Below are 12,870 nucleotides of genomic sequence, written 5' to 3'. Positions count from 1 at the left end.
GTATCCGGAGAACATGGCGGCCTTATCGCCGCCTCAGACATAAGCCATGGGTCATATTCTGCCTTCGATTCTTACCACGCCGGGATTTGCACTTACCGCTGCGGAACAAATGAGTACTGCGCTCTGGCGTAATACGATTGAAAACGGTTTTACTCAGCCGCAGTTTCTGGTTCTCAGTGGAATTTTTCATCACCCCGGGATCGGACATTACAATCTGGCAGACAGGGTAGGGATCGACAGGGCAACTATCGGCCCGATTCTGAAAAAAATGACGGAGCAGGATTTAGTCAGTCGCCAGAACGATCCAAAGGATTTTCGCCGTTCGGTACTGACCCTTGAACCGCCGGGTCTGGAGATATTGACGGAAATGGCACCACAGGTTGAAGCAGTAGATCAGCAACTTATGGCGCCACTGAACCTCGCGGAACAGGCTGCATTAATCCAGAGCTGGGCCATTCTGGCAGAAGAGATGATGCAGAAAGAATCCCATCCTGAAGAGGCGAACACAGATGGCACGGTCTCACCGCTCAGGCACTATCCCTGGTTCTTTCTGAGACAGGCATGCCGACAATTTCGTCGTCTCTGGCGGGAACAGGTTGATGAAAGCATCAGCAGTTCCCTTTTCACCCTGATGAACGTGGTCGCGATTTTTCCTAACATCGATATTCGCAGCGCGGCATCCATGGCCTCGGTTGAAGAGAGTAACGCCGTACGTATGGTAATGCGGCTGGTCCGTACGCATATGATGCGCGATCCCCGTGATCCGCAGGATGCCAGACGTTCGCTGCTATCGCTGACTGATACTGGCTGGGCTGTTCATGACGCCATGCTGGAGCGGGCGACGAAAGCGCAAAAGTTATTAACCCAGCCTCTTCCTCCTTTAGCTGTGACGGAGTTTCACCGCCTGACCGCTAAGGTATCCCGCCTTCCACCATCGGCACAATCTGCTCCAGCGGCACCGCCTGACTGAACAGATAGCCCTGCAATTGATTGCAGCCCGCATCCGCCAGCGCTGACATCTGGCTGCTGGTTTCTACCCCTTCCGCCGTAACCGTCAGGCCCATTGCGTGTCCCAGTCTGACTACCGACTCCACGATCGCAGTGGAGTTCTCCGCTACCCCCAGCGACTGGGTAAAAGAACGATCGATTTTAATCTTGTCGACCGGGAAATTGCTCAGGTAGTTAAGGCTGGAGTAGCCGGTGCCGAAATCATCCAGCGCGATGCGGAAGCCCGCTTCGCGCAGCGCAATGATAATCGCCCGCGCTTCCCGCTCATCCTCAATCAGCACCCCTTCGGTAATTTCCAGCTCCAGCCGCTGCGCATCGCTGCCCGCCTCCTGCACAATCTCCATCATGCGCTGAACAAAACCGCTGGCGCGAAATTGCACCGGCGAGACGTTGACCGCCACCACCAGTTCGGGAAAACGCTGCGACACCGCACAGGCTTCGCGCAGCACCCACTCGCCGAGCGGAATAATCAGCCCGGTCTCCTCGGCAATGGAAATAAACTCACCCGGCGTAATGGTGCCGCGCGTGGGATGCTCCCAGCGCAGCAGCGCCTCCAGCCCGACCACCTGTTGCCCGCTGATATCCATCAGCGGCTGATACCAGACCGCCAGGCCATCATGATGTTGCAGCGCGCTGCGCAGATCCGCCGCAATGGTTTGACGGGTGCGAACCGATTCATCCATCACCTGCTCAAACTGACGGTACTGGCCGCGCCCGCCGTTTTTCGCCTCGTACAGGGCGATGTCCGCTTTGCGCATCAGCTCCAGCCGATCCATACCGTCACGCGGGGCCAGTACCAGCCCGATGCTGGCGCCAATCCAGGCCTCGCTGCCCAGCAGCATATAAGGCTGGCCCAGCGTCTCGATAATCCGCTTGCCGAGCGCCTGCACCTGACCGATGTTCTCCACCTCTGGCAGTACGATAACAAACTCGTCGCCCCCGATGCGGCCCACGGTATCGCTGGTGCGCACCAGCGACGTTAGCCGGTGTCCCACCTCGATGATCAAATCGTCCCCGGCGTGATGCCCATAGGTATCGTTGATGGTCTTGAAGCGATCGAGATCGATAAGCAGCAGCGCCACGCGCTGTTCGTTACGGGTCGCCAGCGCCAGCGCCTGAGTGAGACGATCTTCCACCAGCGCCCGATTCGGTAGCCCGGTCAGCACATCATGAAAGGCGAGATGCTGCGCCTGCGCTTCGCTGGCACCCAGTTTCAGGATCGACTGCGACAGCGTGACCGAGGAGGTCCAGAGCCGTCGGACCATAAAGATGCACAGCAGGGTTACCATCAGCACGGCGAAAGCGGTTGACGGACCGAGGGTGCGCAGCATCTGCGCGCCAGGCCGTGACGGCGTCCAGCTGATATAGCCAACCTGCTCGCCCTGCTGCGACAACAGCAGATAGCGCGCGTTGTCATCGGCGAGCGGCTTGCCGTCGGTAAAATGCAGATTTTGCAGCTGGCTGCGTTCCGCCAGCCCACGCAGATAGCCATCATCAAGAAACTTCAGACTGATCAGGCGATAACGGGCAGGCTGCTGCTCATAGCGCGCAATCTCGCCCATCGCCATCGCCGCCACCCGCTGACCGACGCGAACAAAATCGGCCATATCGCGGTGGTCGAGGCGTTCGCTGAACTGCGCCACCTGCTGGTCGAGCATCTGCCGCACGCCCGGACCAATACGCTTATCGGGAACAGAGAGGCCGTTGCGCCACACCTGTACGATCTGGTTGTTCTGGTCCAGCAACACAATCAGCTGATGACCGAACATCTCATAGAGCCAGCTGCCAACATTCTCATCCAGCCAGGCCAGATTCATCTGCTGCTGGCCGAGCTGCGCTTCCAGCGGTCCCCAGCGCGTCAGGCTGCGCAGCTGGCGCAAATGTTCCGCCAGACTCTGGGAAAAGGAGGCTTCTATCATGCGCTGCTGCTGCGACTTCGCCTCGTCGTTAGTCAGCGAGGTGCCCCAGAACAGACCCACACTTGCGCCAGCAAAAGTCAGAATCAAAATCGCCGTAAGCGGCAGGAGTACTTCACGCACAAAATTGCGTCGGAAACCTTCAGACAGTTTGCTGCTGTTAATCATTTATTTAGAGTTCACGTAACAAGGAATTCACATTATCTAAATTAGCAGAAAATACGGGGTCTGGAACGACAAGGGATGCGGGCAAGATCACTGAAACGCATAAAAAAATAATGCGCCGCTTCGCATAACGGAAAGTTTAATATTTTTTATCTGATTGACGGGTTCCGCTACGCCATTGTGCTGCCATAAAGCAAATTCATCGCTACGTCATTAAGGCGTAACTGTTTTGTCATCTGGCTGCGTCAAGGTAACGCCATCCCGCAGCCTCTGCTTTCGCTGCGTTTCCGCAACCTTCTCTGTGTGAGGTCTTCCCTGTGATGGAGTTATCCAGACATCCGACCACTGTCTACCAGGCGGTTGCCGCCCGGCTGGAACAGGCGCTGCGCGAAGGCTATCGCTGTGGCGACTATCTCCCTTCTGAACAACAGCTGGCGACGCAGTATGCGGTTAATCGCCATACGTTGCGCCGCGCGGTGGATGAGCTGGTCAACAAAGGGCTGCTGCAACGCCGCCATGGCGTCGGCATTCTGGTGCTGATGCGCCCTTATGACTATCCGTTGCACGCCCAGGCGCGTTTCAGCCAAAACCTGCTGGAGCAGGGCAGCCATCCCACCAGCGAACGTCTGCTGGCGGTGCTGCGCCCGGCGGGCGAAGAAGTGGCAACGGCGCTCGGCTGCCGCGACGGGGACAACGTGATCCATCTGCGCACTCTGCGTCGGGTGAACGGCGTGCCGGTTAGCGTGATTAACCACTATCTGCCGGAACTGGCCTGGTGGCCGGCGCTGCAACAGTTTCACAGCGGGTCGCTGCATACGTTTTTACACCAGCGGACCGGCATTCAGCTACAGCGCGCCCAGACGCGCATCAGCACCCGACGGGCGCAGGCGAAAGAGTGCAAGCAGCTGGAGATCGCACTTCAGTCGCCGCTGCTCTGCGTGCGCACCCTGAACAAAACCGCCCACGGCGAGCTGGCGGAATACTCCCTCAGCCTGACACGCGGCGACATGATTGAACTGACCCTGGAGCATTAATGGAAAAGCAAACCGCACGCCAGCACTGGCTTTCGGTCCTCGCCCACAGCGATGCCAGCGCGCTCAACGCCCACTGGCAGGCGCTGAATCTTAACCCGACATTTCGCCTGCTGCGTCCGGCGGAGATCGGCCTGACGCGCCTGCAGGGGCGGATGGGCGGCACCGGCAAACGCTTCGTGCTGGGAGATGCCACCGTGACGCGCGCGGTGGTGGTGCTGGAGGATGGCACCATGGGCTACAGCTATGTGATTGGCCGTGACAAGCCGCACGCCGAACGCTGCGCCCTGATCGACGCGCTGCTGCAACAGCCGGAAACCCGGTTGCTGATGCAGGAAAAAATAATTGCGCCGCTGGCGGCGCTACGTGAAGAGCAGCGCCAGCTGCGCGCACGAGAGATCGCCAGCAGCAAAGTGGATTTCTTTACCCTGGTTCGCGGAGATAACTGATGACTTTACTGGCAAGTTTTAACCATCCGGTAGCCGATGCGCAGCGCGCCTTTCGTCGCATACTCAAAGCGATGAGCGAGCCGGGCGTAATGGTTTCGCTGCCGTTGCAGCAGGGCTGGGGTTCACTGTCGCCCGCCGCCACCGCCGTGCTGCTGACGCTGGTGGATCAGGAAAGTCCGCTGTGGATTGACGCCGCCTCAGATAACGAGACGCTGCGCGCCAACCTGCGTTTCCATACCGGCGCGCCGGTTTCAGACACCCGCGACGCGCCCTTCGCGCTGACGCAGGGCACGGCTAACCCCGATCCGCTGCTGTTCGCCGCTGGCGACAATCTTGCGCCGGAAAAAAGCACCACGCTGATTATTGAAGTGCCCGCGCTGAACGGCGGACTGACGCTACGCCTGTCGGGGCCGGGCCTGCGCGAGCCGCGCGCCATTGCGCCGCAGCTGCCGCCGCGCGTGCTGCACTACCTGCGCGAGCGTCCGCATCCTTTTCCGCAGGGGGTGGATTTTATCTTTACCTGTGGCGAAGCGATGATGGCGCTGCCGCGCAGCACCCAAGTGGAGGTGTGCTGATGTACGTGGCGGTGAAAGGGGGCGAAAAGGCGATCGCCAACGCCCATCAGCTACAGGCCGATCTGCGTCGCGGCGACCGTGAGGTCGCGGAGCTTGGATGCGATCAAATCGCGCAACAGCTCGGGCTGGCGGTGGATCGCGTCATGACCGAAGGCGGCATTTACGACACCGAACTGGCAGCGCTCGCCATTAAGCAGGCGAGCGGCGATCTGGTGGAGGCGATTTTTCTGCTGCGCGCCTACCGCACCACGCTGCCGCGCCTGGCGGAGAGCGAGCCGCTGAGCACGCAGACAATGCGCATCGAACGCCGCATCTCCGCTGTTTATAAAGATCTGCCGGGCGGCCAGGTGCTGGGTCCGACCTATGATTACAGCCACCGTCTGCTCGATTTCACCCTGCTGGCGAATGGCGAAACGCCGCCGCCGCCGCGTGACCAACAGCTGCTGCCGGAAAGCTGCCCGCACATGTTCGCCATGATGAGCGATGAGGGGCTGGCGGCGCGGGAAGAGGATGACGGCAGCGAGCCGTGCGACATCACGCGTGAGCCGATGGGCTATCCCGCCTCACGCGCGGCGCGGCTACAGCAGCTGGCGCGCGGCGACGAAGGTTATCTGCTGGCGCTGGGCTACTCCACGCAGCGCGGCTATGGCCGCACTCATCCTTTTGCCGGCGAGATCCGCACCGGCTACCTCAGCGTGACGATTTGTCCGGAAGAGCTGGGCTTTCCCCTTGAGATCGGGGAGCTGCTGCTGACGGAGTGCGAAATGGTCAACGGCTTTACCGACCAGGGCGACAGCGCGCCGCACTTTACCCGCGGCTACGGTCTGGTGTTTGGCCGCGCCGAACGCAAAGCCATGGCGATGGCGCTGGTGGATCGCGCGCTGCAAACCCGCGAGCACGACGAGCGCATCACCAGCCCGGCGCAGGATGAAGAGTTCGTTCTGTCGCACGCCGATAACGTCGAGGCCGCCGGCTTCGTCTCTCATCTAAAGCTGCCGCACTATGTCGATTTTCAGGCCGAGCTGGAGCTGCTGAAGCGGCTGCGCCAGGATTATCAGGAGCAAAATCATGAGTGAGCTGAGCGGCTATAACAGCGGCTATCTCGACGAGCAGAGCAAACGCACCCTTCGTCGCGCCATTCTGAAAGCGGTGGCGATCCCCGGCTATCAGGTGCCGTTCGCCGGGCGCGAAATGCCGATGCCCTACGGCTGGGGCACCGGCGGCATTCAGCTCACCGCCAGTGTGATTGGCGAAGAGGATGTGCTGAAGGTGATTGACCAGGGGGCGGACGACACCACCAACGCCGTCTCTATCCGCCGCTTCTTTCAGCGCGTCAGCGGCGCGGCAACCACCGAGCGCACGGTTGACGCCACCCTGATCCAGACGCGTCACCGCATCCCGGAGACGCCGTTGCAGGAGGATCAGATCCTGATCTTTCAGGTGCCGATTCCGGAGCCGCTGCGCTTTATCGAGCCGCGCGAAACCGAAACGCGCAAAATGCACGCGCTGGAGGAGTACGGCATCATGCAGGTGAAGCTGTATGAAGATATCGCCCGCTACGGCCATATCGCCACCACCTACGCCTACCCGGTGAAAGTCAACGATCGCTACGTGATGGACCCTTCGCCAATCCCGAAATTCGACAACCCGAAAATGCACATGATGCCCGCGCTGCAACTGTTCGGTGCGGGACGCGAGAAGCGCATCTACGCGCTGCCGCCTTATTGCAAAGTGGAAAGTCTGGATTTTGACGATCATCCCTTCAGCGTTCAGCAGTGGGAGGAACCCTGCGCGCTGTGCGGTTCGCGCCACAGCTATCTCGACGAAATCGTGATGGACGACCAGGGCACGCGCCTGTTTGTCTGCTCCGACACCGACTTTTGCCACCAGCAGCAGGAAAAAAAACATGCACAGTGAACAGCCGCTGCTTGCGGTGAACAACCTCACGCACCTTTATGCGCCGGGCAAAGGCTTTGAAGAGGTCAGTTTTGATCTCTATCCCGGCGAAGTGCTGGGGATCGTCGGCGAATCCGGCTCCGGCAAAACCACGCTGCTGCGCAGCATCTCTGCGCGCCTCGCGCCGCAGCAGGGCAGCATTCATTATCTCGAGCGCGATCTTTATGACATGAGCGAAAGCGACCGCCGTCGCCTGCTGCGCACCGAATGGGGCGTGGTGCATCAGCATGCGCTGGATGGCCTGCGCCCGCAGGTTACCGCAGGCGGCAATATCGGCGAGCGGCTGATGGCGGTAGGACAGCGTCACTATGGTGACATCCGTCAGCAGGCGAGCCGCTGGCTACAGGAAGTGGAGATCCCCGTCGGGCGCATTGACGATCTGCCCACCACCTTTTCCGGCGGGATGCAGCAGCGTCTGCAAATCGCCCGCAATCTCGTCACTCAACCGAAGCTGGTGTTTATGGATGAGCCGACCGGCGGACTTGACGTCTCGGTGCAGGCACGCCTGCTCGATCTGCTGCGCACTTTGGTGCGCGAGCTGAACCTGGCGGTGGTAATCGTCACCCACGATCTCGGCGTCGCCCGCCTGCTGGCGCATCGCCTGCTGGTGATGAAGCAGGGGCGGGTAGTGGAGAGCGGATTAACCGACCGCGTGCTGGACGACCCGCATCACGCCTATACCCAACTGCTGGTCTCTTCGGTGCTCAATTAATGACGGGAACGATGATGAATACACAACTGCGCGTGGAGAATCTCAGCAAAACCTTCGTGCTGCATAACCAGAGCGGCGTGGCGCTGCCGGTGCTGCACGATGCCAGCCTGGAGGTTAACAGCGGCGAATGCGTGGTGCTGCATGGCCGCTCCGGCAGCGGCAAATCCACACTGCTGCGCGCGCTCTACGGCAACTATCAGGCCAACAGCGGCCATATCTGGCTGCGCCATCAGGAACAGTGGGTTGATATGGTCAACGCCCCGGCGCGCCAGATCCTCGCCATGCGGCGCGACACGCTTGGCTGGGTCAGCCAGTTTCTGCGCGTGATCCCCCGCGTGCCGACGCTGGAGATTGTGATGCAGCCGTTACTGGAGCGCGGCGTAGAACGCGCCTTTTGCGAAGGACGGGCAAAAGATCTGCTCACGCGTCTTAATGTGCCGGAACGGCTCTGGTCGCTGGCGCCTTCAACCTTCTCCGGCGGCGAGCAGCAGCGCGTCAATATCGCGCGCGGCTTTATCGCCGATTACCCGGTACTGCTGCTGGATGAGCCGACCGCCTCGCTCGACAACGCCAACAGCGCCGCCGTGGTGGAGCTGATTGAGCAGGCGCGCGCCCGTGGCGCCGCCATTGTCGGCATTTTTCATGATGAAGCGGTGCGTGAACGTGTGGCGGATCGCCTGCACGTAATGCAACCGCTACAGACGGGAGTTGAAGCATGATCGTCAATAATGTCAGGCTGGTGCTGGAAAACGAAGTGGTGGCGGGATCGCTGGAGATGCGCGACGGCATAATAGCCAGCTTCAGCGAAAACCGCAGTCAGCTCCCCGGCGCGCTGGACGGCGAGGACGCCTGGCTGCTGCCGGGCCTGGTGGAGCTGCATACCGACAATCTCGATAAATTCTTTACGCCGCGCCCGAAAGTGGACTGGCCTGCCCATTCGGCGATGAGCAGCCACGATGCGCTGATGGTCGCCAGCGGCATTACCACGGTGCTGGACGCCATTGCGGTAGGCGACGTGCGCGACGGCGGCCATCGCCTCGACAATCTGAATAAAATGATCGGTGCCATTCGTGACAGCCAGCGCAAGGCACTGAACCGCGTTGAGCATCGCCTGCATCTGCGCTGCGAGCTGCCGTACCACATCACGCTGCCGCTGTTTGAGGCGCTGATGGAAACGCCGGAACTCTCGCTGGTCTCGCTGATGGATCACTCGCCAGGCCAGCGGCAGTACACCTCGCTGGAGAAGTACCGCGAATACTTTCAGGGCAAATATCAGCTTAACGATCAGCAGATGGATGAATATGAGCGCGAGCAGGTCGAGCTGGCCGCGCTCTGGTCGCAGCCCAACCGCGAGGCGATCGCCGCCCACTGCCGGGCGCGCAGCATCGCCATCGCCAGCCATGACGACGCCACGTCGGCGCACGTGCAGGAGTCGCACGCTATCGGCAGCGCCATCGCCGAGTTTCCGACCACGCTGGAGGCCGCAGCCGCCTCACGCGCGTGCGGGATGCAGATCCTGATGGGCGCGCCCAACATCGTGCGCGGCGCATCGCACTCCGGCAACGTCGCCGCCTGGCAGCTGGCGGAGCGCGGCCTGCTCGATATTCTCTCCTCCGACTACTACCCGGCCAGCCTGCTGGACGCGGTGTTCCGCCTGGTGGCGGACGAGCGCAACACGTTGGATCTGCCGCAGGCCGCCGCGCTGGTGAGCCGTAATCCGGCGCGGGCGCTGGGACTGAACGATCGCGGGGTGATTGCGGAAGGGCTGCGCGCCGATCTGGTGCTGGCCCATACCGAACATGGACATCCGCATATCCGTCACGTCTGGGCGCAGGGCAGGATGGTTTACTGATGGCGCGCCTGATCTGGCTCACCGGGCCGTCGGGATCGGGCAAGGACAGCCTGCTCAACGCGCTGCGTGAAGATCCGCCGGAAGGCATGGTGATCGCCCATCGCTACATTACCCGCGCGGCAGATGCAGGGGGCGAAAATCATATCGCGCTCAGCGAACGGGAGTTTGCCCGCCGCCGGGAGATGGGGTTGTTCGCCCTGTGCTGGCAGGCGCACGGGTACAGCTACGGGCTGGGGCTGGAGATGGAGCTTTGGCTCGGGCGGGGCCTTAACGTGCTGGTGAATGGCTCGCGGCTGCATCTGCCGCAGGTGCGCGAGCGCTACGGTAAACAGCTGCTGCCGCTCTGCCTGCAGGTTTCCCCCGAGGTGCTGGCAGCCCGGCTGCGGCGGCGCGGGCGTGAAAGCGAGGCGGAGATTGAACAGCGCATGAAGCGGGCGGCGCAGCCGCTGCCTGCGCAGTGCGAAATGCTGAATAATGACGGCGCGCTGTCAGAGACGCTGCAACAGCTGCGCAGGCTGCTGGAGACCACCCCATGAAGCTCACCTTTCTCGGTACCGGCGGCGTGCAGGCCGCGCCGCTGTTCGGCTGTGAATGCCCGGCCTGCCTGCACGCGCAGCGGGATCCCCGCTGTCGCCGCACTCCCTGTAGCGCGCTGATTGAGACGGAGCGCGAGACGATTCTGCTGGATGCCGGGCAGCCGCTGCTGGAGCAACGCTTTCGTCCCGGCGAGCTGTCGCGCATCCTGCTTACCCATTACCACATGGATCATGTGCAGGGGCTGTTTCCCTTGCGCTGGGGCGTCGGCGTGCGCATTCCGGTCTGGGGACCACCCGACGAGAAGGGATGCGACGATTTGCTGAAGCATCCCGGCCTGCTCGATTTCCGTCCGCCTTTAATCCCCTACGTGGCCCACGCCTTTGGCGATCTCCAGGTCACGCCGCTGCCGTTACAGCACTCAAAGCTGACGCACGGCTACCTGTTCGACTGGCACGGCGCGCGGCTCGCCTGGCTGTGCGACACTATCGGACTGCCGCCCGATACCGAAGATTTTCTGCGCGGCATGCGGCTCGATCATCTGGTGGTCGACTGCAATGACCCCCCGCGCGCCGAAGTGCGCAACCATAACGATGTCTCCCGCGCGCTGGCGATCGTGCGCGCGCTCGCGCCGCGCCAGAGCTGGCTCACTCACCTCAGTCACGAAATGGATCACTGGCTGATGACCAATCCGTTGCCGGAACAGGTGCAGGCGGCGCGTGACGGCCAGCAGATTTCTCTTTCGGCCTGATGGCGCTGTCACGGTTTGGTCATTTTCCTGTCATTCACGCTTCATCCTCCGTCGCCCTAATAAGCGTGCAAATTACGCATTCACAGATGAAACGGAGTGCAATATGGCACAGCCTCTACTGAAAACCGTTGTTGATAACGGGTTCGAACCCGCGCTGCCAGTCAGCCGCAAAGTGCTGTCGGTACAGAACCTCAGCAAGGCGTACGGTGAGAACCGCGTGCTGAATAACGTCAGTTTCGATCTGCATGCCGGTGAGCTGGTGGCGGTGATTGGCCGCTCAGGCGCGGGCAAATCCACGCTGCTGCACATGCTCAACGGCACCATCGACGCCAGCGAAGGCGCGATCCTCAGCATGCAGGAAGGGCGGGCGGGGCGCGATGTGGTGACGCTGAGCAGCCGTCAGATGCGTGAATGGCGCAGCGAATGCGGCATGATCTTCCAGGATTTCTGCCTGGTGCCGCGCCTCGACGTATTGACTAACGTGCTGCTCGGACGGCTGAGCCAGACCTCCACGCTGAAATCGTTCCTGAAAATCTTCTCCGACACCGACCGCGCCCACGCCATTGAGCTGTTGCAGTGGATGAACATGCTGCCGCAGGCGTTGCAGCGGGCGGAAAACCTCTCCGGCGGGCAGATGCAGCGTGTCGCCATCTGCCGTGCGCTGATGCAGAACCCGAAAATCCTGCTGGCCGACGAGCCGGTGGCGTCACTCGATCCGAAAAATACCCGTCGCATTATGGAAGTGCTGCGTCAGGTGAGCGAGCAGGGCATCAGCGTGATGGTGAACCTGCACTCCATCGAACTGGTGAAAAGCTGGTGTACGCGCGTTATCGGCATTCAGCGCGGCGAAATCCTGTTTGACGGTCATCCTTCCCGGCTCACCGACAGCGTGCTGCACCAGCTGTACGGCGATGAAATCAACCAGCTTCACTAAATCACTAAGAGACAGCAAGACAATGAAAATAAAAGCGAAAATGTTGGCAATTTTTACTGGCGCGCTGATGGCTTACGGCGCAAATGCAGCGGATGCACCGAAAGAACTGAACCTCGGCATTCTGGGCGGGCAGAACGCCACCCAGCAGATTGGCGACAACCAGTGCGTAAAACAGTTTTTCGATAAAGAGCTGAATGTTGATACCAAACTGCGTAACTCGTCCGACTACTCGGGCGTGATTCAGGGTCTGCTGGGCGGCAAGGTCGATCTGGTGCTGAGTATGTCGCCCGCCTCCTATGCCTCGGTTTACCTCCAGGATCCCAAAGCGGTGGATATCGTGGGTATCGCCGTGGATGACAACGATCAGTCGAAAGGCTACCACTCGGTGGTGATCGTGAAGGCGGACAGTCCTTACCAGAAGCTGGAAGACCTGAAGGGGAAATCGTTTGGCATGGCCGACCCCGACTCCACTTCCGGCTACCTGATGCCGAACCAGGCGTTTAAGAAAATCTTTGGCGGCACCATTGATGACAAGTACAACGGCTTCTTCTCCAGCGTCACTTTCTCCGGCGGCCATGAACAGGACGTGCTCGGCGTGCTGAACAACCAGTTCGACGGCGCGGTCACCTGGACCTCGCTGGTGGGCGACTATGACAAAGGCTACAGCGTAGGCGCCTTTAACCGCATAATTAGCATGGATCATCCCGATCTGATGAAGCAGATCCGCATTATCTGGCAGTCGCCATTGATCCCGAACGGCCCGATTCTGGTGAGTAACCAGCTGCCGGCTGACTTCAAACAGAAAGTCGTTGCGGCAATCAAAAAGCTGGATACGCAGGATCACAGCTGCTTCATCAAAGCGATGGGCGGCACCCAGCATATCGGCCCGGCAACCCTGGCGGACTACCAGAACATTATTGATATGAAGCGCGACCTGATGAAGGGCAGCCGCGGATAAACCTTTACCCTCACGCTTCAGGGCGTGAG

The 12,870-nt window shown here is 60.8% G+C and carries 14 protein-coding genes; 13 read left to right on the top strand and 1 reads right to left on the bottom strand.

Annotation, left to right across the window (positions count from 1 at the left end; translation table 11 throughout):
* Positions 1–46: 46 nt before the first annotated feature.
* Positions 47–970 carry a MarR family winged helix-turn-helix transcriptional regulator gene (locus ABU178_RS12110; protein ID WP_397215111.1) on the top strand — a complete coding sequence of 308 codons (924 nt, stop codon included), beginning with the start codon at positions 47–49 and terminating at the stop codon, positions 968–970.
* On the opposite strand, the gene ABU178_RS12105 is transcribed toward ABU178_RS12110, so the two are convergent.
* Positions 912–3,092 carry a putative bifunctional diguanylate cyclase/phosphodiesterase gene (locus ABU178_RS12105; protein WP_397215110.1) on the bottom strand — a complete coding sequence of 727 codons (2,181 nt, stop codon included), beginning with the start codon at positions 3,090–3,092 and terminating at the stop codon, positions 912–914. The two genes, ABU178_RS12110 and ABU178_RS12105, sit on opposite strands and share 59 nt — an antisense overlap.
* Before the next feature lie 317 nt (positions 3,093–3,409).
* On the opposite strand from ABU178_RS12105, the gene phnF reads away from it, so the two are divergent.
* The 12 genes from phnF (at position 3,410) to phnD (ending at position 12,841) form a co-directional block, all read left to right on the top strand.
* Positions 3,410–4,123 (top strand): phosphonate metabolism transcriptional regulator PhnF, encoded by a 714-nt coding sequence (gene phnF, locus ABU178_RS12100; RefSeq protein WP_397215108.1) that lies wholly within the window; start codon positions 3,410–3,412, stop codon positions 4,121–4,123.
* Positions 4,123–4,569: a phosphonate C-P lyase system protein PhnG gene (gene phnG / locus ABU178_RS12095; protein WP_397215107.1), complete on the top strand. Its 447-nt coding sequence runs from the start codon at positions 4,123–4,125 to the stop codon at positions 4,567–4,569. The genes phnF and phnG overlap by 1 nt, the downstream gene beginning before the upstream one ends.
* Positions 4,569–5,144 carry a phosphonate C-P lyase system protein PhnH gene (phnH, locus tag ABU178_RS12090; protein ID WP_397215105.1) on the top strand — a complete coding sequence of 192 codons (576 nt, stop codon included), beginning with the start codon at positions 4,569–4,571 and terminating at the stop codon, positions 5,142–5,144. The genes phnG and phnH overlap by 1 nt, the downstream gene beginning before the upstream one ends.
* On the top strand, positions 5,144–6,220 hold the full coding sequence (locus ABU178_RS12085; protein ID WP_397215104.1) for a carbon-phosphorus lyase complex subunit PhnI: 1,077 nt from the start codon (positions 5,144–5,146) through the stop codon (positions 6,218–6,220). Before phnH ends, ABU178_RS12085 begins: the two co-directional genes overlap by 1 nt.
* Positions 6,213–7,061 carry an alpha-D-ribose 1-methylphosphonate 5-phosphate C-P-lyase PhnJ gene (locus tag ABU178_RS12080; RefSeq protein ID WP_397215102.1) on the top strand — a complete coding sequence of 283 codons (849 nt, stop codon included), beginning with the start codon at positions 6,213–6,215 and terminating at the stop codon, positions 7,059–7,061. The genes ABU178_RS12085 and ABU178_RS12080 overlap by 8 nt, the downstream gene beginning before the upstream one ends.
* Positions 7,051–7,812 carry a phosphonate C-P lyase system protein PhnK gene (gene phnK, locus ABU178_RS12075; RefSeq protein ID WP_397215100.1) on the top strand — a complete coding sequence of 254 codons (762 nt, stop codon included), beginning with the start codon at positions 7,051–7,053 and terminating at the stop codon, positions 7,810–7,812. Before ABU178_RS12080 ends, phnK begins: the two co-directional genes overlap by 11 nt.
* 14 nt (positions 7,813–7,826) lie before the next feature.
* Positions 7,827–8,531: a phosphonate C-P lyase system protein PhnL gene (gene phnL / locus ABU178_RS12070; RefSeq protein ID WP_397215098.1), complete on the top strand. Its 705-nt coding sequence runs from the start codon at positions 7,827–7,829 to the stop codon at positions 8,529–8,531.
* Positions 8,528–9,664, top strand: a complete 1,137-nt coding sequence (gene phnM, locus ABU178_RS12065; protein WP_397215096.1) for an alpha-D-ribose 1-methylphosphonate 5-triphosphate diphosphatase — start codon at positions 8,528–8,530, stop codon at positions 9,662–9,664. The genes phnL and phnM overlap by 4 nt, the downstream gene beginning before the upstream one ends.
* Entirely contained in the window at positions 9,664–10,200 is a 537-nt protein-coding gene (phnN, locus tag ABU178_RS12060) for a ribose 1,5-bisphosphokinase (protein ID WP_397215094.1), read from the top strand. Before phnM ends, phnN begins: the two co-directional genes overlap by 1 nt.
* Entirely contained in the window at positions 10,197–10,949 is a 753-nt protein-coding gene (phnP, locus tag ABU178_RS12055; protein WP_397215092.1) for a phosphonate metabolism protein PhnP, read from the top strand. Before phnN ends, phnP begins: the two co-directional genes overlap by 4 nt.
* 103 nt (positions 10,950–11,052) lie before the next feature.
* Entirely contained in the window at positions 11,053–11,883 is an 831-nt protein-coding gene (phnC, locus tag ABU178_RS12050) for a phosphonate ABC transporter ATP-binding protein (protein WP_397215090.1), read from the top strand.
* Between the two features lie 22 nt (positions 11,884–11,905).
* Positions 11,906–12,841 carry a phosphonate ABC transporter substrate-binding protein gene (gene phnD, locus ABU178_RS12045; protein ID WP_397215088.1) on the top strand — a complete coding sequence of 312 codons (936 nt, stop codon included), beginning with the start codon at positions 11,906–11,908 and terminating at the stop codon, positions 12,839–12,841.
* The last annotated feature ends 29 nt before the right edge of the window (positions 12,842–12,870 follow it).

Origin of the sequence: Pantoea osteomyelitidis (assembly GCF_044342975.1) — a bacterium.
In the GTDB taxonomy this organism is placed as follows: domain Bacteria; phylum Pseudomonadota; class Gammaproteobacteria; order Enterobacterales; family Enterobacteriaceae; genus Pantoea; species Pantoea osteomyelitidis.
Note: the sequence above shows the minus strand (reverse complement) of the source record. Positions and strands in the feature narration are given on the sequence as shown.

What these genes read in the sequence shown, in the direction of transcription:
- ABU178_RS12110 (WP_397215111.1), top strand. Translation starts at nt 47, where the DNA reads ATGGGTCATATTCTGCCTTCGATTCTTACCACGCCGGGATTTGCACTT.
- ABU178_RS12105 (WP_397215110.1), bottom strand. Translation starts at nt 3,092, where the DNA reads ATGATTAACAGCAGCAAACTGTCTGAAGGTTTCCGACGCAATTTTGTG.
- phnF (WP_397215108.1), top strand. Translation starts at nt 3,410, where the DNA reads ATGGAGTTATCCAGACATCCGACCACTGTCTACCAGGCGGTTGCCGCC.
- phnG (WP_397215107.1), top strand. Translation starts at nt 4,123, where the DNA reads ATGGAAAAGCAAACCGCACGCCAGCACTGGCTTTCGGTCCTCGCCCAC.
- phnH (WP_397215105.1), top strand. Translation starts at nt 4,569, where the DNA reads ATGACTTTACTGGCAAGTTTTAACCATCCGGTAGCCGATGCGCAGCGC.
- ABU178_RS12085 (WP_397215104.1), top strand. Translation starts at nt 5,144, where the DNA reads ATGTACGTGGCGGTGAAAGGGGGCGAAAAGGCGATCGCCAACGCCCAT.
- ABU178_RS12080 (WP_397215102.1), top strand. Translation starts at nt 6,213, where the DNA reads ATGAGTGAGCTGAGCGGCTATAACAGCGGCTATCTCGACGAGCAGAGC.
- phnK (WP_397215100.1), top strand. Translation starts at nt 7,051, where the DNA reads ATGCACAGTGAACAGCCGCTGCTTGCGGTGAACAACCTCACGCACCTT.
- phnL (WP_397215098.1), top strand. Translation starts at nt 7,827, where the DNA reads ATGAATACACAACTGCGCGTGGAGAATCTCAGCAAAACCTTCGTGCTG.
- phnM (WP_397215096.1), top strand. Translation starts at nt 8,528, where the DNA reads ATGATCGTCAATAATGTCAGGCTGGTGCTGGAAAACGAAGTGGTGGCG.
- phnN (WP_397215094.1), top strand. Translation starts at nt 9,664, where the DNA reads ATGGCGCGCCTGATCTGGCTCACCGGGCCGTCGGGATCGGGCAAGGAC.
- phnP (WP_397215092.1), top strand. Translation starts at nt 10,197, where the DNA reads ATGAAGCTCACCTTTCTCGGTACCGGCGGCGTGCAGGCCGCGCCGCTG.
- phnC (WP_397215090.1), top strand. Translation starts at nt 11,053, where the DNA reads ATGGCACAGCCTCTACTGAAAACCGTTGTTGATAACGGGTTCGAACCC.
- phnD (WP_397215088.1), top strand. Translation starts at nt 11,906, where the DNA reads ATGAAAATAAAAGCGAAAATGTTGGCAATTTTTACTGGCGCGCTGATG.